At 64.7% G+C, this 26,129-nt stretch carries 21 protein-coding genes and 1 tRNA gene; 11 read left to right on the top strand and 11 right to left on the bottom strand.

Annotated features, from left to right (window positions below):
- The 3 genes from BGN95_RS21525 to gcvA all read right to left on the bottom strand — a co-directional run.
- Positions 1-987 (bottom strand): diguanylate cyclase domain-containing protein (locus BGN95_RS21525; RefSeq protein ID WP_286773955.1); only part of this gene is annotated, 987 nt, incomplete at its 3' end.
- Positions 988-1,076: 89 nt separating this feature from the next.
- Positions 1,077-3,314 (bottom strand): DNA topoisomerase IV subunit A, encoded by a 2,238-nt coding sequence (gene parC, locus BGN95_RS21520; RefSeq protein WP_179512244.1) that lies wholly within the window; start codon positions 3,312-3,314, stop codon positions 1,077-1,079.
- A 179-nt stretch (positions 3,315-3,493) separates the two neighbouring features.
- Entirely contained in the window at positions 3,494-4,390 is an 897-nt protein-coding gene (gene gcvA, locus BGN95_RS21515) for a transcriptional regulator GcvA (protein ID WP_179512245.1), read from the bottom strand.
- Positions 4,391-4,497: 107 nt separating this feature from the next.
- Here gcvA and BGN95_RS21510 point away from each other — a divergent pair, with 107 nt between their 5' ends.
- The 4 genes from BGN95_RS21510 to purC all read left to right on the top strand — a co-directional run bounded on the left by BGN95_RS21510 (position 4,498) and on the right by purC (position 7,410).
- On the top strand, positions 4,498-4,656 hold the full coding sequence (locus BGN95_RS21510; RefSeq protein ID WP_179512246.1) for a hypothetical protein: 159 nt from the start codon (positions 4,498-4,500) through the stop codon (positions 4,654-4,656).
- Between the two features lie 126 nt (positions 4,657-4,782).
- On the top strand, positions 4,783-5,631 hold the full coding sequence (locus tag BGN95_RS21505; RefSeq protein ID WP_265314138.1) for an alpha/beta hydrolase: 849 nt from the start codon (positions 4,783-4,785) through the stop codon (positions 5,629-5,631).
- A gap of 59 nt (positions 5,632-5,690) precedes the next feature.
- Positions 5,691-6,530 (top strand): hypothetical protein, encoded by an 840-nt coding sequence (locus BGN95_RS21500; RefSeq protein WP_179512248.1) that lies wholly within the window; start codon positions 5,691-5,693, stop codon positions 6,528-6,530.
- A gap of 100 nt (positions 6,531-6,630) precedes the next feature.
- Positions 6,631-7,410, top strand: a complete 780-nt coding sequence (purC, locus tag BGN95_RS21495; RefSeq protein WP_179512249.1) for a phosphoribosylaminoimidazolesuccinocarboxamide synthase — start codon at positions 6,631-6,633, stop codon at positions 7,408-7,410.
- A gap of 226 nt (positions 7,411-7,636) precedes the next feature.
- Here the strand turns inward: purC and BGN95_RS21490 are convergent, their stop codons facing one another.
- Together BGN95_RS21490 and BGN95_RS21485 are read right to left on the bottom strand one after the other, a co-directional pair.
- Positions 7,637-7,891 (bottom strand): hypothetical protein, encoded by a 255-nt coding sequence (locus BGN95_RS21490; protein WP_179512250.1) that lies wholly within the window; start codon positions 7,889-7,891, stop codon positions 7,637-7,639.
- An 83-nt stretch (positions 7,892-7,974) separates the two neighbouring features.
- Positions 7,975-8,292, bottom strand: coding sequence for a hypothetical protein (locus BGN95_RS21485; protein WP_286773954.1), 318 nt, complete (start codon positions 8,290-8,292; stop codon positions 7,975-7,977).
- Positions 8,293-8,422: 130 nt separating this feature from the next.
- On the opposite strand from BGN95_RS21485, the gene uvrA reads away from it, so the two are divergent.
- The gene (uvrA, locus tag BGN95_RS21480; RefSeq protein WP_286773953.1) at positions 8,423-11,347 is read left to right on the top strand and encodes an excinuclease ABC subunit UvrA; all 2,925 of its coding nucleotides are present in this window, start codon (positions 8,423-8,425) and stop codon (positions 11,345-11,347) included.
- Between the two features lie 345 nt (positions 11,348-11,692).
- Here the strand turns inward: uvrA and BGN95_RS21475 are convergent, their stop codons facing one another.
- Both BGN95_RS21475 and BGN95_RS21470 read right to left on the bottom strand, forming a co-directional pair.
- On the bottom strand, positions 11,693-12,301 hold the full coding sequence (locus BGN95_RS21475; RefSeq protein ID WP_286773952.1) for a hypothetical protein: 609 nt from the start codon (positions 12,299-12,301) through the stop codon (positions 11,693-11,695).
- A gap of 168 nt (positions 12,302-12,469) precedes the next feature.
- Complete coding sequence (locus BGN95_RS21470) at positions 12,470-13,429, bottom strand: alpha/beta fold hydrolase (RefSeq protein ID WP_286773951.1); 960 nt, start codon at positions 13,427-13,429, stop codon at positions 12,470-12,472.
- Positions 13,430-14,052: 623 nt separating this feature from the next.
- Here BGN95_RS21470 and BGN95_RS21465 point away from each other — a divergent pair.
- Together BGN95_RS21465 and BGN95_RS21460 are read left to right on the top strand one after the other, a co-directional pair.
- Positions 14,053-16,002: a TonB-dependent receptor gene (locus BGN95_RS21465; RefSeq protein ID WP_286773950.1), complete on the top strand. Its 1,950-nt coding sequence runs from the start codon at positions 14,053-14,055 to the stop codon at positions 16,000-16,002.
- 308 nt (positions 16,003-16,310) lie between these two features.
- A complete protein-coding gene (locus BGN95_RS21460; RefSeq protein WP_286773949.1) occupies positions 16,311-16,592 on the top strand; it encodes an MFS transporter in 282 nt (93 codons plus the stop codon).
- A gap of 22 nt (positions 16,593-16,614) precedes the next feature.
- On the opposite strand, the gene BGN95_RS21455 is transcribed toward BGN95_RS21460, so the two are convergent.
- Positions 16,615-17,679 (bottom strand): alpha/beta fold hydrolase, encoded by a 1,065-nt coding sequence (locus tag BGN95_RS21455; protein WP_286773948.1) that lies wholly within the window; start codon positions 17,677-17,679, stop codon positions 16,615-16,617.
- A 190-nt stretch (positions 17,680-17,869) separates the two neighbouring features.
- On the opposite strand from BGN95_RS21455, the gene BGN95_RS21450 reads away from it, so the two are divergent.
- The 3 genes from BGN95_RS21450 (at position 17,870) to BGN95_RS21435 (ending at position 23,479) form a co-directional block, all read left to right on the top strand.
- On the top strand, positions 17,870-19,483 hold the full coding sequence (locus BGN95_RS21450; RefSeq protein WP_286773947.1) for an arylsulfatase: 1,614 nt from the start codon (positions 17,870-17,872) through the stop codon (positions 19,481-19,483).
- Positions 19,484-19,519: 36 nt separating this feature from the next.
- Complete coding sequence (locus tag BGN95_RS21440) at positions 19,520-20,404, top strand: LysR family transcriptional regulator (RefSeq protein ID WP_287461222.1); 885 nt, start codon at positions 19,520-19,522, stop codon at positions 20,402-20,404.
- A 195-nt stretch (positions 20,405-20,599) separates the two neighbouring features.
- Positions 20,600-23,479, top strand: coding sequence for a TonB-dependent receptor domain-containing protein (locus tag BGN95_RS21435; RefSeq protein WP_286773946.1), 2,880 nt, complete (start codon positions 20,600-20,602; stop codon positions 23,477-23,479).
- Positions 23,480-24,076: 597 nt separating this feature from the next.
- Here BGN95_RS21435 and BGN95_RS21430 read toward each other — a convergent pair.
- Together BGN95_RS21430 and cpdR are read right to left on the bottom strand one after the other, a co-directional pair.
- Positions 24,077-24,151: transfer RNA gene (locus BGN95_RS21430), tRNA-Val, on the bottom strand.
- 55 nt (positions 24,152-24,206) lie between these two features.
- On the bottom strand, positions 24,207-24,584 hold the full coding sequence (gene cpdR, locus BGN95_RS21425; protein WP_265269524.1) for a cell cycle two-component system response regulator CpdR: 378 nt from the start codon (positions 24,582-24,584) through the stop codon (positions 24,207-24,209).
- A gap of 132 nt (positions 24,585-24,716) precedes the next feature.
- Between cpdR and BGN95_RS21420 the strand changes: the two genes are divergently transcribed.
- Positions 24,717-25,550 (top strand): N-formylglutamate amidohydrolase, encoded by an 834-nt coding sequence (locus BGN95_RS21420; RefSeq protein ID WP_265269525.1) that lies wholly within the window; start codon positions 24,717-24,719, stop codon positions 25,548-25,550.
- A gap of 287 nt (positions 25,551-25,837) precedes the next feature.
- Here BGN95_RS21420 and BGN95_RS21415 read toward each other — a convergent pair.
- The coding region (locus tag BGN95_RS21415; protein ID WP_286773945.1) for a cytochrome b at positions 25,838-26,129 on the bottom strand (292 nt) is incomplete at its 5' end.

Below are 26,129 nucleotides of genomic sequence, written 5' to 3'. Positions count from 1 at the left end.
GCTGACGATCCGCCCGGTCGACAGGTCGCAGATCGGCTGGAAGTGGAGCGTCAATTGCTCCTCGGCGATCGCGCGGCGTAGCTGGGTTTCCAGCGCGAATTCCTCGCGCGCGCGCACGAAGGCGTGGTTCTGATAGGCCTCCGCCTGCCCGCTCTCCTTCGAGCGGCGGACCGCGAATTGCGCGTGGCGGATCGCGTCCTCCGCCTCGGTCACCGCATCCTCGATGAACGCGATGCCGATCGAGCAGGTGACCTGGATCTCGTAATCGCTCAGCCGGAACGGCGCGGCGAGCACCGCGCGGATCCGCTTGGCGACATGCTCGGCCTCGTCGCGGCTATCGTCGATCGACAGCAGGATGCCGAATTCGTCGCCGCCGGTGCGCGCCAGCACGTCATGCGTGCGCAGCGCCCCCTTGATGCGCCGCGCCACCGCCATCAGCAATTCGTCGCCCGCCATGCTGCCGAGGCAGGCGTTGATCCGGCCGAAGCGATCGAGATCGACCACCAGCACAGCGCAGGCCGTCTCGCCCTCGGCGATCTGCGCCTCCAGCCGATCGCCGAAGCCGCCACGGTTGGGTAGCCCGGTGAGGCTGTCGATCGTCATTTCGCGGCGCAGATTCTGCTCGGTGCGCAATTCGCCGGTATGATCGACGAACGACACGAAACAGCGCGGCTCGGCGCGATAGCCGATACGCGCCAGCGTCACCGTGAAATGCCGCCGCTCGACGGCATCGCCGATATCCCAGGCGAATTCGGCGCGCGCATCGCCCTTGGCGAGGAACGTGGCGATGCGCGGGCCGATATCCTCCAGCGTGCGATCGAGCCCGAGCCGGCGGAATATCGCGTTGGGAGTCTCGCGAATCAGCCGCTCGCCGTCGAACCCCGCGACGACCGCAGCGATCGGCAACAGTTCGAGCGCACCCTCCGCCGCGGTCAGACCCGGGGGCATGACCGGCGGAATGGCCTTTGCGATGTTGCCCCCCGTCATCATTGGCGCTTGCGATGACATACGGAGCGTTAACGACGACCTAAATTTACAAGTGTGAAGTTATCGATTCGACGCATTTTTCTGAGCCGTCAGAAGCGGTTGTCGCGGGGGAAACCGTTCGGCGGCATCCGTCCGGCGGCGCCGCGCGCGGTGCGCCACGGCGAAAGGTCACTCTCGGTGCGCACCCGCCCGCTCCCACCGCCCATCGACCAGCTGAGGCCGTCGGCATAATGGAAAGCGATCGCGTCGGAGAGCCCGCCGTCGCGATAACGCTGAAGCTGCACCCCCTGCCCGCGCGTCATCTCGGCGAGTTCGGACAGCGGGAACACCACCATCTTGCGGTTGTCGCCGATCGCCGCGACATAATCGGCATCGGCGGGGATCGGCTTGGCGAGCAGCAGTTTCGCGCCGGGGCGCGGGGTCATCACCGTCTTGCCCTTGCGCGTTTCGGCCTGCACATCCGCCGCCGACACGACGAAGCCGCGCCCGTCGCTCGCCGCGATGAGCAATTTATCGAGCTTCGCCGCGCTCATGAACGCCGCGATCCCGACATTGCCGTCGAGGTCGATCGTCGCGCGAACCGGCTCGCCGAACCCCCGCCCGCCGGGCAATTTGTCCGCCGCGAGCGTGTAGAAACGCCCGTTTTCCGCGGCGAGCAGCAATTTGTCGGTGGTCTGCGCGTGGAACGCCCAGGCCGGGCCGTCGCCCTCCTTGAACTTGAGCGTCTCGGCCGAGGCGAGATCGACATGCCCCTTCATCGCGCGAATCCAGCCGCGCTGCGACAGGATCACCGTGATCGGCTCGCGCTCGATCATCGCCTCCAGCGGGATCTCGCGCGCCGGGGCGGCTTCCTCGATCGTCGTGCGGCGGCGGCCGAGCGCGGTCTCCAGGCCATAGCGGTCGCGGATCTTGCCGAGATCCTTCTTCATCCGCGTGCGCTGCCGCGCGTCGGAGCCGAGCAAAGCCTGCAGCTCGGCCTGTTCCTTGGTCAGCGCTTCCTGTTCGCGCTTGAGCTCCATTTCCTCCAGCCGGCGCAGCGAGCGCAGCCGCATGTTGAGGATCGCTTCGGCCTGGCGGTCGGTGAGCTGGAATTCGGCCATCATCACCGGCTTGGGCTCATCCTCGGTGCGGATGATCTCGATCACCCGGTCGAGGTTGAGGAAGGCGATGATATAGCCCGCGACCAGTTCCAGCCGGTCGGCGATCTTGGCGAGGCGATGCTCGGTGCGCCGGCGCAGCACGACGAACTGATGCTCGACCCACGCCTCCAGCGCTTCCTTGAGGCTCATCACCCGCGGGGTGCGCGTCTTGTCGAGCACGTTGAGGTTGAGCGGCACGCGGGTTTCGAGATCGGACAGCCGGAACAGCCCGTCCATCAGCACCTGCGGGTCGACGGTGCGGCTGCGCGGCTCGAGCACCAGCCGGATCTCGGCGTCGCTCTCGTCGCGCACGTCGGCGAGGATCGGCAATTTCTTCTCGTTGATCAGCGCCGCGATCTGCTCGATCAGCTTGCCCTTGGGAACGCCATAGGGGATTTCCCCCACGACGATCTGCCACGCCCCGCCCTTCTCGCGCTCGACCGTCCAGCGGCAGCGCACGCGGAAGCCGCCGCGCCCGGTGGCATAAGCCTCGCGGATCACCGCGGCGCCGTCGACCACCAGCCCGCCGGTCGGGAAATCCGGCCCCTGGACGTGATCGAGCGGATCAGTCGCGGGATTGTCGATCAGCGCGATCGCGGCGTTGAGCAATTCGGCGGCATTGTGTGGCGGGATCGAAGTCGCCATGCCCACCGCGATCCCGCTCGCGCCATTGGCGAGCAGATTGGGGAACATGCCGGGAAACAGCTCGGGCTCCTGCTCCTCGCCATTATAGGTCGGGCGGAACGCGACCGCATCCTCGTCGAGCCCGTCCATCAGGTCGATCGCGACCTGCGTCAGCCGCGCTTCGGTGTACCGGTAAGCGGCAGCGTTATCGCCGTCGATATTGCCGAAATTGCCCTGCCCGTCGACGAGCGGATAGCGCAGCGCGAAATTCTGCGCGAGGCGAACCATCGCGTCATAGACCGACTGGTCGCCGTGCGGGTGATATTTACCGATCACGTCGCCGACGACGCGGGCGCATTTCTTGTAGCCCGCCGCGGGATCGAGCCTGAGCAGCCGCATCGCCCACAGCAAGCGGCGATGCACCGGCTTCAGCCCGTCGCGGACGTCGGGCAGCGAGCGCGCGGTGATCGTGGAGAGCGCGTAAACGAGATAACGTTCGGAAAGCGCGCTGTCGAAGGGTGCATCGAGGATGCCGATCGGCGGTTCTGCAAAGTCGGTAGCCATGAAGCCGGAGGCTTTAAGGGGCGAACGGAAATTCCGCAAACACCGAGCAAGCTCTTCCCCGTCATTCCCGCGAAGGCGGGAATCCATTCGCGCCGAGGTTGCGGCTCAAGCCGATAGGCCAGCCAGAATGGATCCCCGCCTGCGCGGGGATGACGAAGTGGCCGGGGCGACGAAAGCGATCAGGACAACGCCCCATCCGCCGCGATCTCGCGCAGCAGCCATTCGCGGAAGCGCGCGATCTTGGGCACGCGGCGGCGGTGCTCGGGGCACACCAGCCAATAGCCGAAATTGCGCGTCGAGGCCTGTTCGAACAACCGCACCAACCGCCCCTCGGCGAGATCGTTGCGCCAGAAGAACGGCGTCAGCATCGCCACCCCCTGCCCGGCCATCGCCGCATGCCCCTCATGCGCCTGTGAATCGAGCCGGACGCCGGGGCGCAGCGCGCCCTCCGGCACTTCCACCCCCGCCTCGCGCAGCCATTGGCTCCACCACGGGTCGTTCGGGCTGATCAGCGGCAGCCTGAGCAGATCGGCAGGCTCGATCCGCCCACCGCGGAGCGCGAGGAATTCGGGGCTGCACATCGGGGTGAAATCGATCCGCAGCAGCAGATCCTCCGACAATCCCTCCCAACCCCCGCGCCCGGCGCGGATCGCGACATCGACATCCTCGGCCGCGAAATCGGTCAGCAGGTCGCTGGTCAGCAGCCGCACCGCCATTTCTGGATGCGCCATCTGGAACGCGCCGAGCCGCCACACCAGCCAGGTATTGGCGAAGGTGTTCGAGGTGGAGAGCGTCAGCAGCCCCTCGTCCTCGGCGCGGATGCCCGCGAAGGCGGCATCGATCGCGTCGAACGCGCGGGTCAGCTGATGTGCGGCGCGGCGCCCCGCGTCGGTCAACAGGACGCGACGACGCTCGCGGCGGAACAGCGGTTGGCCCAGCCGCTCCTCGAGCACGCGGATCTGATAGCTCACCGCCGCCTGGGTCATCCCCAGTTCCTCGGCGGCGGCGGTGAAATTCTCGTGTCGCGCAGCGGCTTCGAAGACGCGGACGGCGGCGAGCGGCGGGATGCGGCGCATCGCGAACCCATAAATCCAGCTTATCGATCATGTCGAGCGATTTGTTGGCGCTGCAGCGCACAATGAGCCATTTAGAGCGGGTCAGCAGAAACGGACAGGAGGAAGAAATGCGTGACGATTTTCTGACCCAGTCCTGGGCCAATTCGCACACTTCGTTTTCGCGCGCCGTCGCCGACCTGATTCATGCGGCAAGCGTCGGTTTTGCCCGGGTTAACCGCAAGCAATTCGACGCGCCCTGGCGCAGCCGCGGGCCGCATTGCGGCTGAGCGCGGACCAGTTCCTCCCCGGCGGCGGCCCGCTCCCCCGCCAAGCCGGTCGGCCCTCTCCACTCCGCCGATCGACGCCCCGCCGGGGAGGTTCCCAGTCGACACATGAATGATAAGGTGGGCGCCATGTCGCCTTCCTATCTCACCTGGCCCGATCTCACCACGCGGCCGCGCCCCGTGCCGGATGCCACGATCGCCTACGGGCCGGATCCCTACCAGAAAATCGATCTGTGGCGCCCCGCCGGGCGCGGGCCGCATCGCGTGGTCGTGATGGTCCACGGCGGTTGCTGGGAAACCGCGATCGCCGATCGCACGCTGATGGACTGGATCGCCGACGATCTGCGCCGCGCGGGGATTGCGGTGTGGAACATCGATTATCGCGGCGTCGACCGCCACGGCGGGGGCTATCCCGGCACCTTCGCCGATGCCGCCGCGGCCGCCGACGCGCTGCTCGCGCACCGCGCCGACTATGATCTCGACACGCGCCGCATCGTCGCGCTCGGCCATTCGGCCGGCGGGCATCTCGCCTTGTGGCTCGCCGCGCGTCCACGGCTGCCGGGCGCCAGCGCGCTGCGCAGCCCCGCCCCGCTGCCGATCGCGCATGTCGTCTGCCTCGGCGGGCTGCCCGATCTGGAGGCGACCGCCGCCAGCCCGGACAATGGCTGCGGCACCGCGGTGATCCCCCGGCTCGTCGGCACCGGTCGCGCCGATCCCTATGTCGACACGTCGATCCCGCGCCTGCTTCCGATCGGCATACCGCACGATCTGGTCAACGGGCGCGAGGACCGCATCATCCCCTATCGCTTCGCCACCGATTATCTGGCGCGCGCCACCGCCGCGGGCGACAGCGTGACGCTCCACACCGTCCCCGCCACCGGCCATGTCGAACTGATCGCACCCGAAACCCCTGCCTGGGCGACCGCCAGGCAGCTCGTGCTTGCGGCGCTCGACACTCAACTCATCGACAAAAAATAACGCTTGACCGTGATATTCGATTAATCCGATGGATTAAGGACATTATCGGGAGAGCGATCATGCGACGTATTTCGATCGTCTGTGTCTGTCTCGTGCTGGCGGCATGCAGCAGGTCCGCGCCGCCGGAGGCGGAAAGCGACAGCCAGGGATCGGGGCCCGGAGTCGACGTCACCGCCGCACCCGGCGTGGCCTTCGATTATCGTTACGCCTTCCGCCTGCCCCCTGCGAAAATCGCCGGCGCGCAGGAGGCGCATGCCCAGGCCTGCGAAAAACTCGGGATCAGCCGCTGTCGCATCACCGGGATGCGCTACACGCTGACGCACGGCGACGGGGTCGAGGCGATGCTCGCCTTCAAGCTCGATCCGGCGCTCGCCCGCGCCTTCGGGCGACAGGGGATCGCGGCGATCGAGGCGGCCGAGGGTATGCTGATCGATGCCGAGATTACCGGCGCCGACGCTGGTGCGCGGATCGCCGAGCTCGGCAAGGCCGACGCAACGCTCGCCGCCGCGCGCGACAAGATCGACCGCGAACTCGCACGCAAGGATATCTCATCGGCGACGCGCGCCGAACTCGCCCGCCAACGCGGTGAACTCGACGCGCAACGCCGTGATGCGCAGCAGAAGACCGACGAACAGCGCGCCTCGCTCGCCAGTACCCCGCTGACCTTCCAATATCATTCCGGCACCGTGGTCCGTGGCTTCGGCGCGCGCACCGCGCTGGCCGAGGCGGCTGATACGGCAGGCAATTCGCTGCAATGGACGCTGGCGATTCTGCTCGGTGCGATCGCGCTGCTCGGGCCGCCGGCGATCGTATTGCTGCTCGGCGCATTGGCGTGGCGACGCTGGCAGGACCCGCTGCGCGCGTGGTGGCGCGGCACCAGACCGTCGGCAGCCGACTGATTGCGCCCGTCTATCCCTTACCTTATATCCTCCCCCAGATTCCTGCCCCGGCCGCGCGGCATTCGCGTCGCCGGGGTCGTTTTTTTCAGGGGACCGAGCGATGGCGCGGCGGCGACAGATCTACGAAGGCAAGGCGAAGATCCTTTACGAAGGTCCCGAGCCGGGCACCTTGATCCAATATTTCAAGGACGACGCGACCGCCTTCAACGCCCAGAAAAAGGGCACGATCAACGGCAAGGGCGTGCTCAACAACCGGATCTCCGAGCATATCTTCACGCTGCTCGACCATATCGGCGTGCCGACGCACTTCATCCGGCGGCTCAACATGCGCGAGCAATTGATCCGGCAGGTCGAGATCGTCCCGATCGAGGTGATGGTGCGCAACGTCGCCGCGGGCACGCTCGCCAAGCGGCTCGGGATCGAGGAAGGCACCCGCCTGCCGCGCACGATCATCGAATATGCTTACAAGTCGGACGAGCTCGGCGATCCGATGATCAGCGACGAGCATATCGCCGCCTTCGGCTGGGCCAGCCAGGAGGAGATGCACGACATCCAGGATCTCGCGATTCGCATCAACGATTTCCTTAGCGGGCTGTTCGCCGGGGTCGGGATCCGGCTGGTCGACTTCAAGCTCGAATTCGGGCGAATCTGGGACAATGATTACGGCCGGATCATCCTGGCCGACGAGATCAGCCCGGATTGCTGCCGCTTGTGGGACATGGCTTCGGGCGAGAAGCTCGACAAGGATCGCTTCCGTCGCGATCTCGGCGGCGAGGCGGAGGCCTATCAGGAAGTCGCGCGGCGGCTCGGGCTGCTGCCCGACGGCGAGGATTCGGCGGTGCTCGACCTCGAGAGCCACCGCAAGCGGCGGGGGAAGTAAGTCACATTCCTCGTGTCCCCGCCAAGGCGGGGACCCAGGGCCAAATAACGAAACGCTGATTGCCTTGGCCTCTGGATCCCCGCCTTCGCGGGGACACGAGGATCTTCTGACTCCCACCACCCCGGCGCAGGCCGGGGTCCAGCATCGGGTCGGCCATAACTGGGCCCCGGCCTACGCCGGGGCGGTAGCGCGGATTCGGCACGACCCGCGCTATCATTTTCAGATATTACTTCGCCGGCTGGCCGGTGCCGGGATGCGCGGCCTGTTGCTGCTTCTGCGCAGCGACCGCCGCCTTGTGCTTATAGTAATAATGACCCGCCGCGCAGCCGGCCATTGCGCCGGCGATCGCATGATGCCCGGCATAATGCCCCGCGACGCCGCCTGCGACCGCGCCGCGGATACAGCCCTTGGCCAGCGCCGGAGACCCGCCGAGCGCCATCGCAGCGGCGGCAGCAGCGAACACGAATTTGGCTTGTTTCATTCCGGTTACTCCTGATCGGTAACGCGCTTCTGCCCTTCCCTGCCTGACGCCACCGCGTCCGCGTGATGAAAAGACGGTAATCGTCACGCCTTGCGGGGGCGGAAGATGCGATCAAGCACGATATCCGCCATATCGCCCACCGCCTCGGCGACGCGTTGCGGATCGACCGTGCCGGGCTCGCCCGGCCGGGTCGCGCGATGCGCCTCGGTCCGCTGTTTGCGCGCGGCGGCCGACGCCGCGGCGGCGGCCATCGTCAGCCCGGCGGCGATAATCTCGCGCCCCGCGGGCGAATTGGCCTTGTCGAGCAATGCCTCGCCCGCGTGCCGCAGTTCCTTCGGGATTTTCAGCCCGCCGATCCGCTTCGGGATCCGCTTTGCCTTCTTGCCGTCTTTCTTCGCCATCGCCTGCCTCCAGTGTGCCATCAATATAATACACTTCGCCGCCAGTTCCAGCCATCTTGCCGCAATCGATGCACAATCCCATCTCGAAGGGACTGGAAAGCTTTGCGGAACAGAAGTAGAACCCCCATCCATGCTGACTCACATTTCCGTCCGCGGCGCGCGCGAGCACAATCTCAAGGACGTCGCGGTGGATATCCCGCGCGACACGCTGACGGTGATCACCGGGCTCTCCGGCTCGGGCAAATCGAGCCTCGCATTCGATACGATCTACGCCGAGGGGCAGCGGCGCTATGTCGAGTCGCTCTCGGCCTATGCGCGCCAGTTCCTCGAGCTGATGCAAAAGCCCGATGTCGATCATATCGAGGGACTCTCGCCGGCGATCTCGATCGAGCAGAAGACGACCAGCCGCAACCCGCGCTCGACCGTCGCCACCGTCACCGAAATCTACGATTACATGCGCTTGCTGTGGGCGCGGGTCGGCGTGCCCTATTCGCCCGTCACCGGGCTGCCGATCGCGGCGCAGACGGTGAGCCAGATGGTCGATCGCGTGATGGCGCTGCCCGAGGGGACTCGGCTCTATCTGCTCGCCCCCGTCGTACGCGGGCGCAAGGGCGAATATCGCAAGGAGCTGGCCGAGTGGCAGAAAGCGGGGTTCACCCGCGTCCGCATCGACGGCGAGATGCATGAGATCGACGAGGCGCCGGCGCTCGACAAGAAGTATAAGCACGATATCGAGGTGGTGGTCGATCGCCTCGTCGTGCGAGACGATATCGCGACGCGGCTCGCCGACAGTTTCGAAACCGCGCTCAAGCTGGCCGAGGGGCTGGCCTATGTCGATCTCGCCGACGGCGTGGTGCCGGGGCGCGAGGATGAGGCGGCGGCCGGCGGGCAGGTGAAGAATGCCGGCATCCCCGCCAACCGCATCGTCTTCTCCGAAAAATTCGCCTGCCCGGTCAGTGGCTTCACGATCCCCGAGATCGAGCCGCGGCTGTTCTCGTTCAACGCGCCGCAGGGCGCCTGCCCGGCGTGCGACGGGCTGGGCGAGAAGCTGATCTTCGACGAGGATCTCGTCGTCCCCAACCATGATCTGACGCTCAAGAAGGGCGCGATCGTGCCCTGGGCGAAATCCAACCCGCCCTCACCTTATTATATGCAGGTACTCGGCAGCCTCGCGCGCGAATTCGGCTTCAGCCTCGAAACGCCGTGGAAGGATCTGCCCGGCGAAGTGCGGCTGATCATCCTCCACGGCACCGGCGGCAAGCCCGTCACGCTGACCTTCGTCGACGGCAAGAAGTCCTATGACGTCAAGAAGCCGTTCGAGGGGGTGATCGGCAATCTCAATCGCCGCATGCTTCAGACCGAGAGCACGTGGATGCGCGAGGAACTGGGCAAATATCAAAGCTCGCAGCCATGCGAAGTGTGCCACGGCGCGCGGCTCAAGCCCGAGGCGCTCGCGGTGAAGGTCGCGCGCGAGGATATCAGCCATGCGACGCGCATGTCGGTGGTCGACGCGCTGGCGTGGTTCAATGCGCTTCCGGAACAGCTCAACGACCAGCAGCGCGCGATCGCCGAACGCATCCTGAAAGAGATCGTCGAGCGACTCGGCTTCCTCAACAATGTCGGGCTCGATTATCTCAACCTCGACCGGACATCGGGCACCTTATCGGGCGGCGAGAGCCAGCGCATCCGCCTCGCCAGCCAGATCGGCAGCGGCCTCTCCGGCGTGCTCTATGTGCTCGACGAGCCGTCGATCGGGCTCCATCAGCGCGACAACGACATGCTGCTCGCGACGCTGCGCCGGCTGCGCGATCTCGGCAATACCGTGCTGGTCGTCGAGCATGACGAGGATGCGATCCGTACCGCCGATTATGTCATCGACATGGGGCCCGGCGCGGGCGTCCACGGCGGCGAGATCGTCGCGCACGGCACGCTCGACAAGCTGCTCGCGTCGGACGGGTCGATCACCGCCGATTATCTCAACGGCACCCGCGCGGTGCCGGTGCCGGCGAAGCGGCGCAAGGGATCGGGCAAGAAGCTCACCGTCCACAACGCGACGGCGAACAATCTGCGCAACGTCACCGCGAGCATTCCGCTCGGCACCTTCACCTGCATCACCGGGGTGTCGGGATCGGGCAAGTCGAGCTTCACGATCGACACGCTCTATGCCGCGGCGGCGCGGCAATTGAACGGTGCGCGCATCCTCGCCGGGCGGCATGAGAAGATCACCGGGCTCCAGCATCTCGACAAGGTGATCGACATCGATCAGTCGCCGATCGGGCGCACCCCGCGATCGAACCCGGCGACCTATACCGGCGCCTTCACCCAGATCCGCGACTGGTTCGCCGGGCTGCCCGAATCGCAGGCGCGCGGCTACAAGCCGGGGCGGTTCAGCTTCAACGTCAAGGGCGGGCGGTGCGAGGCATGCCAGGGCGACGGGGTGCTCAAGATCGAGATGCACTTCCTCCCCGACGTCTATGTTACCTGCGACGTGTGCCACGGTGCGCGCTACAATCGCGAGACGCTGGAGGTGAAGTTCAAGGGCCTTTCGATCGCCGACGTGCTCGACATGACGGTCGAGGATGCCGCCGAATTCTTCAAGGCGGTGCCCCCGATCCGCGACAAGATGGCGATGCTGGCCGAGGTCGGGCTCGGCTATGTCAAGGTCGGGCAGCAGGCGACGACGCTCTCCGGCGGCGAGGCGCAGCGCGTCAAGCTCGCCAAGGAACTGAGCCGCCGCGCCACCGGCAACACGCTCTACATCCTCGACGAACCCACCACCGGGCTGCATTTCGAGGATGTCCGCAAATTGCTCGAAGTGCTCCACGCATTGGTCGAACAGGGCAATACGGTGGTGGTGATCGAGCATAACCTCGACGTCATCAAGACCGCCGACTGGATCATCGACCTCGGCCCCGAAGGCGGGGTGAAGGGCGGCGAGATCGTCGCCGAAGGGACACCGGAGAAGGTCGCCAAGACCAAGGGCAGCTTCACCGGCCATTATCTCGCGCCGCTGCTCGAACGCGCGCCGGCCCCCGAGCCGGAAATGGCGGAATAGGCCGGGCGCTCGGGCTCCGAACCGTTCGGGCTAAGTTTTTCGAAGGGCTGCACTTTTCGTCCGCGGAAAGAAATGCAGCTCTTCGAGAAGCTTAGGGGCGAACGGAGGATAGGCCGTTTCATTTAACGCGACGGCCGCGGCGACCCCGGCGCACAAATCCCGTCGCCTCGACGCGTTCGACTGCCTGCCAAGGTAGGTATTCAGGACAGCCCCGAACCGGGCTCCATCCTGCCGCGCGTACAGCGGCTGGAAGCTCTTGCTCCGCACCCGCCCCCCAGACGGCCCCCGGCTCAAGGCCGGGGTGACCGGGTTGCGAAGGCTCGAACGCGTGAAACTCGATCCACCCTAGTGCATCGAATGAAGCCGCCTTGCCCGCGTGGCGAGCCAATGGACCAGTTTTGGCCGGTAAGTCGTGTCCTTCTCGTTCAACCCGGCCGTGCCGTTCGGCAGATCGATGTCGAGAAATATTTCCGCATAGCGATCATCCTCCGTCCCGTCGGTGAAGAAAATCTTGAGGTGCTGAGGCTCCTCCGCGATCCTTGCAGGGTCGGACTGAATCCCGACACACACGCAATCGATCGCGTCGACGAAGAACCACTGCCCGATCTCTTGATAGATTTTGTAGAATATACTCGATTCATCGCCACGGCAGGCGAAATATCCGTAGCATTCGACAAGGACTTCCAGCAGCATATCGCTTTCGTGCCCGCTCGAATGCAGGATTAGGCGGTTCCAATAAGTATGGAACGTCACACCTTCGGCCGTATCGGATTGAGCGCGCCAGCCGGATGCGGGAATCGTCGCGCCGAATCCAACGATACCGTACAACCCGCCGTCGGCGCGGAAGGATAAATTCCAGCACTTTGCGCTATCGTCGTATTTTCGGTCGACAATATCGAATGTCAGATTGCACATCGGCAAATTTTCGCGATTACAGAAGAGATCGATCATCACCAAGAATTCCCGATTCGTCCCCCTAATGTTCTCGCACACGACGACGCTAAAGAAACGAAATTTTCGTCGCTCCAGCGGTCGCTATTCATCAATTTACTTTTCGAGATCGGATGCACTGCGAGCGTCGCGTTGAAGCGCATCTCCGGCTAGGGCCGGGCGACGGAAATCCTAACCCCCGATCGCCGCAGCCCTCGCGCGTATCCACTCCCCGGTAACCGCAGGCTGGGTCAGCGGGAACATGTGCCCGCCGGAGATCGCGGTCAGCTCGGCGCCGGCGATCGCTTGCGCGGTCGGCGGGCCGTGATCCGCGAAGTTGAGGATGCGATCCTCCTTCGCGAACAGGATCCCCACCGGCAGCGACAATTCGCCGTAGCGGCGCGCCAAAATCGGCATATCGACCCCGCACGCCTCGACATCCGCCGCCGCCGCCTGGAACGCCGCCGGGCGCAAGGTCAGCGCGGCGCCGCCGCGCGTCTCGAAATCGGCGGGCGCCTCCTCGGGGCCGAACAATTGCGCCTGCGCGACCTCGGGGCGGGCGCGGCTCAGCGGCGCGGCCAGCGTCCAGGCGATCGCGGCGCGCGCCACCGGTGATTGCAGCGACAGCGCCTTGAACACCTCCGGCACCGTCTCGATCGGCTGGGTGAGCGGCGCGAGCAGCGCCAGTCCGCCGATCCGCTGCGGAAACTGCACCGCCGCGGCCAGCGCGATCGCGCCGCCGAGCGAATGCCCGACCAGCAACGGCCGCTCGATCCCCAGTGCGGTGATGAGGTCAACGATCATCCGCGCCTGGACGAACAGCCCGCGATCCTTGGTGCCGGCGCTGAAGGTCGAATAACCCGATCCGGGCCGATCGACGATGATCAGCCGATGATCGCGCGCGAGCGTCTCGCTCAGCGCATAAGTGAAATTGCGCAGCTGCCCGCCGAGCCCGTGAATCATCACGATCGGCCGCCCGTGGCCGATATCGGCATAATGCAAGGTCGCGCCGTCGACCTGGACGAAATGCCCGTCGGGCGGCACCAGCCGCTCGGCGCGACGGCCGTTCCACGCGGTGAACAGCGCAAGCCCCGATAATGCGGACAAAGCGGTCACCGCCGCGCCGGCGGTCAATTTGCCTATCGTCGACATCACACCGTCCCTCCATCAGTTGCAGGCGCGCCGCAACAGTCGATCTCGCAATACCCGACGCGAGCCAGACAGGGATAGGTCGAGACTATCGAAAATCCGATTTTTACAGCCGGTCCGGCTTTCTCAGTGCCGACGGGCGCATCGCGGAACCCAGGAAGATTGCGCCCGGTGCGACTTATCGGCTGCTTCGCAGCAGCGAGGCGGACGTCGGTATCGACACCCGGAAAGAGGCCATGACGCTAAGCCAGTAATTCTCCACCCCTCGCCCTTCGATGGAGACAAGGAAATTACATATGAGGGAATACTGCAGACGCGACGTATATATTCGCGCGGAGGGAGCGCATATTATCGTCTTGGCGACGAGTTTTCGCCCATCTACCGTCAGGTAATCAACCTCTCCGCAGAGAAGACGAAATCGCGCTCGGCACGAGCGGATAAATTGGAGGGGAAAATACTTGACGAATATTTACATATCCTCCGGTACGAATGCACGAATCGCCGGCATCAGCCTCGCATTGTCGGCGCTGTTCGCCGACCCGGCAGACGCACAACGGGCGCCGCCCGACAGCGGCCTTACGGACATCATAGTAACGGCCGAGAAACGCGAGGAAAATCTCCAATCCGTGCCGATCTCGGTGACCGCGATGACGGGCGAATCGCTCACCGCGACCGGCATCTCGAATGTCGAGGACCTGCAATTTTTCGCCCCCGGCGTCTCGATCACCAATGACGCGATGGCGATCATCAACATTCGCGGCATCGGCACCACGGCGTTCGGCATCGCGACCGATCCCAGCACCACGGTCCATTACGACGGGGTCTACATTCCCCGCCCCACGACGAGCTATCAAGATCTGTTCGACGTCGAACGCATCGAGATCCTGCGCGGCCCGCAAGGCGTGCTGTTCGGCCGAAACTCCGCCGCCGGCACGTTGAACATCATCTCGAAAATGCCGACCAAGGCGTTGAGCGGCGCGATCGGCCTCACGCTGGGCAATTACGCCAAACGCGCGCTCAGCGGCACGATCGCGGGGCCGGTCGGCGATCGCGTCGGCATGAGCGTGACGGTGCTCGCCAACAGTCGCGACGGCATCTATCGCGACGTTGCGCGAAACCGGCGATATCAGGATCAGGGCAATCTCGCCGGACGCGTGACGCTCGCGTTCAATCCGACCGACGATCTGGAAATCGTGCTGCGGGCCGATGCGAGCCAGGACCGCGAGACCGGCTCGACATCGAAGCTCACATCCTATGCGAGCGGTGGGCTCGCCGCCGCGGGGGCGACCGTTCCGCGGGGTGCGTTCGACGTCGCGCTCGATGCCGATCCGCGCTACGATGTCGACGCCTGGGGCGTTTCCTCGACGATCACATGGAATAACGGCCCGGTCACGCTTAAGTCGATCACCGCGCTGCGCAAGAGCAATGTCTCCGAAGCGTTCGACACTGATGCGACCGATCTGTTTCTCCGGCACCAGGAATATTTCGAAAGCTCGCGCAGCATCACGCAGGAACTCCAACTGGTGAGCAACGGCGAGGGCGCGCTGCAGTGGATCCTCGGCGCTTTCTATCTCAACGAAAAGGGCAGCGACGAGCTTCGCATCATCCAGCCCAACAGGCGCCGGGTCACGCCCGAGACCAACACCACCAATGCCGTCGCGGTGTTCGGACAGGCGAATTATGCGGTGACCGATCGGCTGCGCCTGATCGGCGGGCTGCGCTATTCATGGGAAGAGAAGGATTTTTCCTACCGTATCCTGGTCAACAACGCGCAGATCGGGGGCGGGCAGCCGAAGGATTCCTGGGGGGCATGGACGCCCAAATTCGGAATCGATTACGATATTACCAAAGATATCATGCTCTATGCCGCGGCAACGCGCGGATTCAAATCGGGTGGCTTCCAGCTCGGCGATGGCCAGCCCTTCCTGCCTGAATATATCTGGAGCTACGAAGCGGGATTGAAGTCGACCGTTCTGGACAAAAGGCTTCGTGCCAATTTTTCGGCTTTCTATTATAATTTCACCAATCTCCAGGTCGTCGAATATATCAATGGCGTTGCAACCACGACCAATGCGGGTAAGGCGAGGATCAAGGGGTTCGAGGCCGAGATACTGGCGCGGCCTGTTCCGCGTCTGACACTGAACTCGACGCTGGCATGGCTTGATGCCCGCTACGACGTCTATTTCAGTCAGGGCGTCGACCTCGGCGGCAACCGCCTGCCCAATGCGCCGAAATGGAATGTCACTTATGGCGGCGAATATAAGGCGCCGCTCGGCGAGGTCGGGAGCCTCACGCTGCGCGCGGATTTCTCGTGGCGCGACCGGGTCTATTTCAAGGCCAACAACAATCCTGCCTTCGAAAGCGAGACGGTAACCCTGCTCAATGCGCGGGCGGCGTGGCGGCCGATCGACGAGCGATGGGAAATCGCGCTCTACGGGCGCAACCTCACCAATGAGCGCTATCCCACATACAAGACAGCCGGCGTGGGCGCGACAGGGGTGACCAACCAGACGGTGATCAAGACCCTCTACGGCGAGCCCCGGCAATATGGCGTCCAGTTGCGCCATTTCTTCTGAGGCGCACGCCCCGGCGGAGCCGCGAACAAAAAAGCCCCGCCAACCGATCGGGCTGGCGGGGCTGGTCGGCGGCTGCCGGTAGTGCGCCCTCTGCGGCACTCTATTCGACCGACGAGGAGCGGCTTACCCTTGAACCACCGCTATTTGGGTGAGGATCGTCGGCGCGCAGCTGAGAAATCAGCTTGATTTTCCAGGGATGGGATTTGCGCTCTGAGCAGCGTAGCACGCGTGAAACTTCGACACTCGCCAAGTGCCGACCTCTATAGTGCAAGAGCATCTGGCAGATAGAAGGGTCGAACGAGGCTTGGGTGAAGACCGGCCGGCCCTCGGAGGGGGTGCTCGTTTCGGCCGACGATATCGTCAAGAAATCGATCGCGGGCTTCGGCGTATTCTCGGTCGACGCGATCCTGAGCATTGTCGGGCTGTCGGAAAATGTCCGGCCGGCGACCATCTCTCAACGGTCCCTGGACGAACTCGGCCTGGTCTATATCATCGCCATCTATATCGCCGCTATGCTTTCGCTCGCCGCGTTCAGGCGACGACGAAGCGAGCCACCAACGCAACCTCGACGTGCTGCGGCGTCGCGCTGAAGGCAGAGCCGCATGAGCAGCATTACGACCGCTCGGCGATTTTTCCGATAAAGCCGCGTATCCCGGCGGAAACCTCGGCCGGCGCCTCGAACGGGATGAAATGCCCGACATTCCGCAGCTCGGTATAGTGCGCCTGCGGCACCAGTTCGTGCAGCTTGCGGCCCATACCGATATTGGCGATCGGATCGGCCGCGCCCCAGATGATCTGGACCGGGCCATTCTCCTTGCGCAGTGCGCCGACCCAGCGCTCCTCATGGATATAGCGTTCGCGCACATAGCTGTAGACGTTGGGGAGGCGGATATTGCCCTGCTCGTGCGCCAGCAAATCCTCCATCACGCGTCTTTCTTCTGCGGTCACCACTTCGGGGCGCGCCATCAGTTGCTTGAGCCGGTCGACATAGCTCGGCATCAGTTCCGCGACCATCTTCATCCCCGCTTGCAGCGAGGATGCGTCCTGCAGCGTCTTTTGAAAGTCGTTGAGCGTCGCCATGCCCTTAATCACGCTGCCGTTGAGGAAGGTCGAGCCGGACAGGTCGAAGGTCAGCGTTCCCGCCTGCTTGCGCGCGAGCAGCTCGGTATGGACCGAAGTGCCCATATCGTGGCTGACGATATGCGCGCTCCGAATGCCGAGCGCGCGCATCAGTCCTTCGACCGTATCGGCCTGCTGGAACAGCGAATAGCTCCACGCTTCGGGTTTGCTCGAGAGGCCGAAGCCGACCAGATCGAAGATGACGCAGTCGAATGACCGCCTGAGGTCTTCCTGCACCGACTTCCAGTCGTAGCTCGATGTCGGAAAGCCGTGGATGAACACCAATGTCGGCCCACGGCCGTCGCGCTGGTAATAGATTTCGTTGCCGAACACCGAGGCCAATTTGCCGCGCGCGCGCCAGGCGCGGGTCTGTGGGGATACGTCATTCCCCAGCGGCGCGGCATCATGGCGCTGCGACGGCAACAGCCCAACCCGATAGGGATCCGCGATCGCGTCGGCGGGCGCTTGCGCCCCTGCCGGCGCTGCGAGCAGCGGAACCATCGAACTTCCGGCGGCGATCGGCCCCAGCGCCAGCATGCCGCGACGCGACAAATCCATCGCCCACTCCCCTTCATATTTGCCCCGGCGACCGCTTCGGATCGCGCATGCCGTGATCCTAGGGGCGGCGATCGGGCGACGACAGCGCTAAGCCAATAGCCGAAATACATAGCGGCTATGTCATCGCCATTGCGCCACGCACCGGTTAGCGTGCCGGCAACGACAAGGACCAGGGGAGCGCAGCATGGCCATGACGAGGCTCGCAATCCGCGCATCGGCAATCGCGCTGGCGGCCATGGCGATGCCCGCGGTTTCGGCCGCGCAACCGGCGCCGGTCAAACCGGTCGACGCCTTTCTCGCGAAAACGATGCGCCCCGCGCCCAACCGCGAGCCGGTCATCCAACACCCGCGCCAGTCGGGCGCGGCGCAGGCGGCGCTGGCCGCGGCGCGGGCGAAATTCGGCCGTCCCCCGAATATCGTGATGATCCTGATGGACGACGTCGGCTGGAGCGATCTGGGCGCGTTCGGCGGGGGCATTGCGGTCGGCAGTCCCACGCCCAATCTCGATCGCCTCGCCGCAAGCGGATTGCGGCTGACCTCGGCCTATTCGCAACCCTCGTGCACGCCGACACGCTCGTCGCTGCTGACCGGCCGGCTGCCGGTGCGTACCGGGCTGCTCAAACCCTATCTGCCGGGCGAGAACAGCGCGGCGACCGGGCTGAACGGCGAGGTCACGCTTGCCGCCTTGCTCAAACAAGCGGGCTATACCACCCAGGCGATCGGCAAATGGCATCTCGGCGGGGCGAAGGAGACGCAGCCGCAGAATGTCGGCTTCGACGATTATTACGGCATCCTCACCTCGTCCGACGATTATACCGCGTGGCGCGAGCCATGGCGCAATCCCGATCTGGTCAATGACCCCGACCGCAAAGCCTGGGCGGCGGCGGGCGAGACGATGGCGATCGTTTCGGGGCGGACCGGCGAGGAGGCGAAGCCGGTCTATCCGATCGATCTCGACACGATCCGCTTCGTCGACGAGAAATTCACTCAGCGCGCCACCGATTTCATCGCCTCACGCAAGGATCAGGCGAATCCGTTCTTTCTCTATTTCGGCACGCGCGGCGCGCATTTCGACAATTATCCCCACCCCGCATTCGCCGGCAAATCGCCGGGGCGCTATCCGTTCAAGGACGTGATCGTCGAGCTGGACCATCGCGTCGGGCAGGTGGTAGCGGCGCTGCGTCAGGCCGGACAGCTCGACAATACGATCATCATGATCGCGTCGGACAACGGCCCGATGGCGGAAACCTTCCCCGATATGGGAACCACGCCGTTCCGTTCGGCGAAGGGCTCGATCTACGAGGGCGGGGTACGCACGCCGTTTATCGCCTCCTGGCCCGGCGTGATCGCGCCGGGGCGCGTGTCCGACGGGCTGTTCGATCTGATGGACGTGTTCGCGACCAGCCTGTCGCTGGCCGGGCGGCCCGATCTGGTGCCGGGCGACCGCTATATCGACGGCATCGACCAGAGCGGCTTCCTGCTCGCCGACAATGGCGAGAGCGCGCGGCGCGTGGAATATTATTGGGCGACCAATGTGTTTATGGGCGCGCGAGTCGGCGAATTCAAATTCCTTGTGCGCGACCAGAAAACCGAAAGCGACGATAGCTGGCCGAGATCCAGCCCGTTTTCAGCATCGGTCAGCGAGCTGATCTATGGCGGGAAGATGTTCAACCTCTACATCGATCCCAAGGAGGAACATGCGCTCGCTCCACTCAAACAGCCGCAGATCCCGGTGCTGACGCATGCGATCCGCGCGCATCTCGACACGTTCAAAAGCTATCCGGCGAAGGTGCCGCTGCGCTGATTATGATGCCGGCATGAATTGATATAGGCTGGCGCGATGGAGTTGCGTCACCTCGAACAGATTGTGGCCGTGGTCGAGGCGAAGGGGTTCAACGGCGCGGCGCGCACGCTTGGCGTATCGCAACCAACGCTCAGCAAGAGCATTGCCCGGCTGGAGGCAGAGCTTGGCATCCAACTGTTCGAGCGTTCCGCCGAGGGGACGCGCCCGACGTCGCACGGCGAATTCCTCGCACGCCGCGCCGAGCCGCTCTTGCACGAGGTGGCCAAGCTGCGGCGCGAGATCGGGCAGCGCAGTCGCGGCGAGGTCGGCCAGTTGACGATCGCGGTCGGCGCGGTGACGCATCTGAAGCCGCTACCGATGGTGATGCGGCATTCGGCGATCGAATTTCCCAATTTGCAACTGGCCGTCAAACGGGTGCGCCGCTCGCAACTGGCTCGCGGCGTGCAGGAGGGGCTTTACGACATTTCGTTCACACGAAAGGAGAATGCGGAAGGATTTCCTGATCTGATCCGGGTCAAGCTGTTCGAGACTGACATCATCATGGCCGTGCGGCCCGGCCATCCCCTGCTCGAGCGGGCGCCGGTCGGCCCGGCGGCGGTGCTCGATTATCCGATGGCGCATCTGCAGATCGATCACTCGCTTCTCTCCTGGATCGGCTCGATGACGAACGCGCAGGATGCGCATCTGCGCGCGCTTTTGACGGACGAACCGGAACTGATCCGCGTCTATCCGTTCGGGACCGATCGGATCGCGCGCGGACCGCGCTTCGTGTTCGAACGAGATCTCGTGTCGGGCGCGCTGGTGGAACTGCGCACCACCGGGCATTGGCCGTTCGAATGCTGGATGCTCACCACGCGCGGACTGTGGAGCGTGCCGCTGGTGCGCAAGATTGCCGAATTCTCCAAACGCCGGTCGCTATAGTCGCAGGGAATAACCCCGAAGGATTCTTTGACCAAGCGCAAGGCGTCCGTCCCACGTTAGCCTGATTCAGATGCATCGGAGCGGGAGGGGATGATGCGCAGAATATTTTGGGGGGCGACCGCTTTGTCAGCGGTTACCATGCTGCATATCGCGCCGGCATCGGCACAGATCGCCAGCGGCGAAGGAGCGGCAAGCGTGCCAGCCGATATCATCGTGACCGGGACGCTGATCCGCGGCTCGCGCGAGGATGCGCGCGCGCCGGTCGACGTGATCGGCGCGCAGGAATTGCAGCGGCAGGGCAGCCCCACCGTCGTCGAGTTGATGAAGTCTCTGCCGACGTCGACCGGCGTGCTGGGCGACGCCAATCAGTTCGACGCGCGCTCGCAAGGCACCGAGGGGATCGCGACGGTCAATTTGCGCGGGCTGACGCCGGAGCGGACCCTGGTGCTGCTCAACAGCAAGCGGCTGGTGGCGACCGGCGCGGGTGCGCCGACCGTCGACATCAACCTGATTCCGCTCGCCGCGATCGGCCGGGTGGAGGTGCTCAAGGACGGCGCCGCCGCGACTTACGGCTCGGATGCGATCGCCGGCGTGGTCAATTTCATCACCCGCACCGATCAGCAGGGTTTCCGCGCCGCCGGCAGCTACAAGCACGTGCCGGGCAGCAATGGCGATTTCGACGGCTCGTTGAGCTACGGCCATCGCGGCGACGGGCTGCGCTTCCTGGTTGCTGCCGGCTATCAGACGCGCGGACAATTGCTCACTCTCGATCGTGCCTTTTCGTTGCGCCCCTATCCCGAAAACCCGCAGGGCGGCTGGACCCAGGCGGGCCATCCGGGCAGCTTCGTGCCGATCAGCGCATCCGGCGCCGCGCTCGGCCCGATCCAGAGCGATGCGAGTTGCGCGCCGCTCGGCGGTTATGTCACGACGCGCAACCGCTGCATCGCCAACAATCCGCAATTCGACGCGCTGACCGAGACCGAGCGGCGCGGCCAGGTGTTTATCGACATCACTGTCGATCTGCCGCGCGCGATGGAGTTGCAGGCGACCGCGCTGTACGGATGGTCGGATATTCCGCGCTATCTCGGCTCGCCTTCTTTTCTGCCGTCGCTCCCGCCCTCGCTCGTCTCTTTGGGCGGGGTGGATCGCAGCAGCGTGTCGGGCTTCTACGTGCCGGGCGATAATCCGGGGCTGCAGGCCTATCGCGCGCAGAATGCGCTGCCGGCCGCCACCGCGGGTGTGGTGTTTCCGACCTTATTCTACCGTCCGTTCCAACTCGGCGGAAACCCGCTGACGCTTGACGATCCGGACAATCCCGGCTCGTCGATCGGCAGCCGCAGCTCGAATAGCACGCGGTTCACGCTCGCGTTGCGCGGGCCGCTGACCGAGGGGATCGATTTCGACATTTCCGGCACCTATCATCAATATAGCCGGATCATCCGCGGTGCTGACATTTACGGCGACCGACTGCAGCTGGCGTTGCGCGGGCTGGGCGGCGCGAATTGCGACATTGCGGCGAGCACGCCGGGGCAAAACGGCTGCCTGTGGCTCAACCCGTTCGGCAATGCGGTCAGCGGCAATCCGGTGTCGGGGCAGACCAACCCCAATTATGTCGCATCGGTGGCGAATTCAATCGAGCTGGCGCGGTGGCTGTACGTGCCGCACATCCAGCGCATCGATACCTCGCTGCTCGTCGCGGACGCGGCGATTTCGGGCGATACCGGGCTTCAACTGCCGGGCGGCGAAGTGAAATTTGCGTTCGGCGGGCAGTTCCGCCGATCGACCTATCGCTTCACGCCAAGCCAGTCGGCCGATCTGGCGACGACGCCGTGCCGTGAGACCCCGATCAACGGCAATCTCGGGCCGTGCGCGCCGAGCACGGTCGGTGGCCCATCGGCGCAGGCAGGCGGCGCGTTCGGCTTCCTCGGCACCACCACCGCGACCCAGGCGAGCGGCAACGTCTGGGCGACCTTTGCCGAGCTGCAATTGCCGATCCTCGATTCGCTCAATGGCCAATTGTCTGCGCGGTACGAGGATTATGGCGGGCTGGTCGGCTCGACCTTCAACCCGCAGGGGCGGCTGCGTTTCCAGATGACCGACTGGCTGGCGGTGCGCGGCGGGCTTGGCACCCCCTTCCGCGGCCCGCCGGTGCAATATCTCACCACCAATTCGTTCACCGGGCTGCAGCTGATCGGCTCGGCATTCCGCCCGGTCGAGGTGTTCGGCACGCCCGCACTCAAGCCCGAATCCTCGACTAATATCTCAGGCGGCGTGCTGTTGGCGATCGGCGGCCTCAAGGCGAGCATCGACTATTTCCGTTACAATATCCGCGACACGATCGTCTCGGATCCGCTCGCCGGGATGGTCTCGACGCTGACGGCGGGCGGCAATTGCGACGATCCCGCCTTTGCCACGCTGCGTCAGCGCTTCTATTTCAACGGCGGCGGCGGGGTGGCCGGCGCGGGAATATGCAACGTCGGCAATATCTCGCGCGTGATCACCAATTATCAGAACGGCGCCAAAGTAACCAATTCGGGCCTCGATATTCTGCTCGATTATAGCGCGGAGGTCGGGCCGGTGCGGATCGGCATCGGCGGATCCGCCACCTATAATATCGAATATCGCACTGGGGAGGAATCGGTCGCCGGCGTCGTCGTTCAGCCTGGCTTCGACGCGGCCGGTAAGTTCAACTTCCAGACCACCGCTTATCCGGTGCCGCGCTGGAAGGACCAGGCCTATGTCGAGGCCAGATACGGCCCGCTGAACGGGCGCATCACCTTCAATTACGTCGGTAAGATGTATGATCAGCGCGCGGATAGCGCGACCGGCATCTTCGGGCCGAATGCGAATATTCCGGGCAGCCCGGCATTGCCGCAGGGCACCTATATCGACTCATTCAAAACCGCCGATTTCACGCTGCAATATGAAATCATGCCGGAGACTATGTTGAGCCTGTCGGTGATCAACCTGACGAACCGCGATCCCCCGTTCGCGCGGCTCAATTACAATTACGATCCGTTCACCGCGAGCGCCTTGGGCCGCCAGTTCAAGATCGGCCTTTCCACGGCGCTATGACGAAAGGGGAATTGGCGATGGCGAGTGTCGCGGCGGCGGGCATGTCCCCCGGCGAGTAGGAGGCGCGGGTGCCGGGGCCGGAACATCATTTCCTGGACCAATTGCCGGTGATCTCGCGCTCGATCTCATAGAGCTACCCGATACGCTCGAGTGCCTCGTGTGCGATCCCGGATTTTTGCGACACCAGACGTCGTGGAAATCGCCTCGCCAATACCGTGCGCGAAGGGCTGGGCCGGCTGGGTGTCACCACCCTGTACATTGAACCCGGCAGCCCGTGAGAGAGCGCTCATACTCAAGCAAGGGACGTAGCAGCTCGGGGGACAGCGTTACCGCCGTCTCGGGAACAACAGGGCGCCGTACCGGGGCGCCCACGCCACTGACGCCGACAAAATGGGCCGGATCCCAGTTCTAACTGTCGCTACCGGCCCAATTTTACACGGCGCCCGACACGTCCTCCAACCCGTGCCCAGAATTTGCCCAAAAAAGTTGGTCAAAACGGGTAAAATCGGGTCAAATTTGGCCGTTTCGGGCTCATTTCCACGCCCGGCTTTTTCCAACAAAAACCCCGCTAACCCATTGGATTAGCGGGGCTTTCGATGGTGGGCGTGGCAAGGATTGAACTTGCGACCCCTGCGATGTCAACACAGTGCTCTACCACTGAGCTACACGCCCACGGGGAGTGGGGCCTTTAGCGGGCAGTTATGCGGTGCGCAAGCACCGGATTCGATTAATTGAGCCCGCTCACGTGATCGGTCTCGAACATGCGGTCGACCTCCATCACCAGGTCGCGCAGGTGGAACGGCTTGGACAGCACGCGGGCCTGCGGCATCGTCTTGCCGGCCTTCAGCGTCACCGCGGCGAAACCGGTGATGAACATCACGCGCAGGTCCGGCGCGATCTCTGCCGCTTTCTGCGCCAGTTCGATCCCGTCCATCTCGGGCATCACGATATCGGTCAGCAGCAGGTCGAATCGCTCGGTCTCGATCAGCGGCAATGCGGCGGTGCCGCGGTCGACCGGCGTCACGGCATAGCCGGATCGCTCCAGCGCGCGCGTAAGATATTCGCGCATCACCTGATCGTCTTCGGCCAGTAGAATCCTGATCATCGTAGGGTCGCTTAATCCTTGCCTTCTGGCCTCGCGAAACGCCGGGCGACAATATGCGGCAACCAATTAACATTTTCCACCCGCAACCCGCCCGTTGCGACGAGCCGCCACCTGCCATAGGCTCGCACATCGATGCCAAACTCGTTCGACATCCTCGGCCCGGACCAGCCCGAAAGCCCGGTGGTGATCTCCGTCCCGCATGGCGGGCGGGATTACCCGCTGGCGCTGCGCGCCAATCTGCGCGTGCCGGTGGAGGTGCTGACGACGCTGGAGGATCGCCATATCGACGCGGTGGCGCGCGCGGCGCGCGGGCGCGAGACGATGTTCATCCAGCGCATCGGCCGGGCGTGGATCGATCTCAACCGCGCCGAGCACGAGCGCGATCCGCGCATCGACGAAGGCGCCGGGGAGAGCCAGCCGACCGCCAAGGTGCGCGGCGGGCTTGGGCTGGTGCCGCGCCGCACCGCGCGCGCGGGGGAATTGTGGCGCCAGCGCTTTTCAGCCGAGGATATCGCCGCGCGCATCGCCGCCGATCACCGCCCCTATCACGTCGCGCTGAGCGAGGCGCTGGCGCATGCGCGCAAACGGTTCGGCTGCGCGGTGTTGCTCGATCTCCATTCGATGCCACCGATCATCGACGGCAGCGCCCGGGTCATCACCGGCGACCGGTTCGGCCGGGCGAGCGCGGTGCGCTTCGTGCGGCGGGTGGAGGCGGCGATCGCCGCCGCCGGGCTGCGCCACGCGCGCAACGCGCCTTATGCCGGCGCGCATATCCTCGATCGGCACGGCAAGCCCGCGGGCCATATCCACGCGATCCAGCTCGAGATCGATCGGTCGCTTTACCTCGACCCGCTGCTCGATCAGCCGGGGCCAGGCTTCGCGTCGATGGTGGCGCTGGTCCGCGCGGCGATCGACGCGCTGGCCGACGAGGCGCTCGATAATCCCCACTCGCTCGCCGCGGAGTGACGAACCAATAAAAAAACCACCTCGCGCTTGGTGGCGCGAGGTGGCCAAGGTTCAGGGAGGAGACACGCCAGAGGCGTGCCATACGGCGCCGCGAAAGGGGGGACACGACACCGTACGCTACCAACATAAGTCTCAGGCGACGGGTTGCAAGACCCTTGCCCGCGCAACCGGCTCTTTTTATCGCTACGGGGAAGAATTTGATCCGAATTGGGGAAAATTTACGCGCCCCACCGCTTCCCCGCCTTGTTCATGCGAGGCGAGAGATGGAAGCCGGCCTTGGCGAGGTTTCAGCCCGCCAGCGGCGGGATCATCCGCGCGAGCACCTTGTCGCGCAGGATGAACTGGTGGCGCAGCGCCGCGGCGCTATGCACCGCGACCAGCACCAGCATCAGCCAGCCGAGCGGGCCGTGCGCGGCACCGCCCAGATCGGCGGTGGCGCCCGACGCCGGCAGATAAGGGATGTCGAACGCGCCGAACCATTGCAGCGGACGGCGATGATCGGGCCCCGATACCATCAGCCAGCCGGATAGCGGCAGCGCGACGAGCAACACATAGAACAGGCCGTGGACCGTCCGCGCC

The sequence above is a fragment of the Sphingomonas sp. 66-10 genome (assembly GCF_001897045.1).
In the GTDB taxonomy this organism is placed as follows: domain Bacteria; phylum Pseudomonadota; class Alphaproteobacteria; order Sphingomonadales; family Sphingomonadaceae; genus Sphingomonas; species Sphingomonas lycopersici.
This window is presented reverse-complemented; position numbering and strand designations above follow the sequence as displayed.

Coding starts and splice junctions, on each gene's coding strand:
- parC (WP_179512244.1), bottom strand. CDS start 3,314: ATGGCTACCGACTTTGCAGAACCGCCGATCGGCATCCTCGATGCACCC.
- gcvA (WP_179512245.1), bottom strand. CDS start 4,390: ATGCGCCGCATCCCGCCGCTCGCCGCCGTCCGCGTCTTCGAAGCCGCT.
- BGN95_RS21510 (WP_179512246.1), top strand. CDS start 4,498: ATGCGTGACGATTTTCTGACCCAGTCCTGGGCCAATTCGCACACTTCG.
- BGN95_RS21505 (WP_265314138.1), top strand. CDS start 4,783: ATGTCGCCTTCCTATCTCACCTGGCCCGATCTCACCACGCGGCCGCGC.
- BGN95_RS21500 (WP_179512248.1), top strand. CDS start 5,691: ATGCGACGTATTTCGATCGTCTGTGTCTGTCTCGTGCTGGCGGCATGC.
- purC (WP_179512249.1), top strand. CDS start 6,631: ATGGCGCGGCGGCGACAGATCTACGAAGGCAAGGCGAAGATCCTTTAC.
- BGN95_RS21490 (WP_179512250.1), bottom strand. CDS start 7,891: ATGAAACAAGCCAAATTCGTGTTCGCTGCTGCCGCCGCTGCGATGGCG.
- BGN95_RS21485 (WP_286773954.1), bottom strand. CDS start 8,292: ATGGCGAAGAAAGACGGCAAGAAGGCAAAGCGGATCCCGAAGCGGATC.
- uvrA (WP_286773953.1), top strand. CDS start 8,423: ATGCTGACTCACATTTCCGTCCGCGGCGCGCGCGAGCACAATCTCAAG.
- BGN95_RS21470 (WP_286773951.1), bottom strand. CDS start 13,429: ATGTCGACGATAGGCAAATTGACCGCCGGCGCGGCGGTGACCGCTTTG.
- BGN95_RS21455 (WP_286773948.1), bottom strand. CDS start 17,679: ATGGATTTGTCGCGTCGCGGCATGCTGGCGCTGGGGCCGATCGCCGCC.
- BGN95_RS21450 (WP_286773947.1), top strand. CDS start 17,870: ATGACGAGGCTCGCAATCCGCGCATCGGCAATCGCGCTGGCGGCCATG.
- BGN95_RS21440 (WP_287461222.1), top strand. CDS start 19,520: ATGGAGTTGCGTCACCTCGAACAGATTGTGGCCGTGGTCGAGGCGAAG.
- cpdR (WP_265269524.1), bottom strand. CDS start 24,584: ATGATCAGGATTCTACTGGCCGAAGACGATCAGGTGATGCGCGAATAT.
- BGN95_RS21420 (WP_265269525.1), top strand. CDS start 24,717: ATGCCAAACTCGTTCGACATCCTCGGCCCGGACCAGCCCGAAAGCCCG.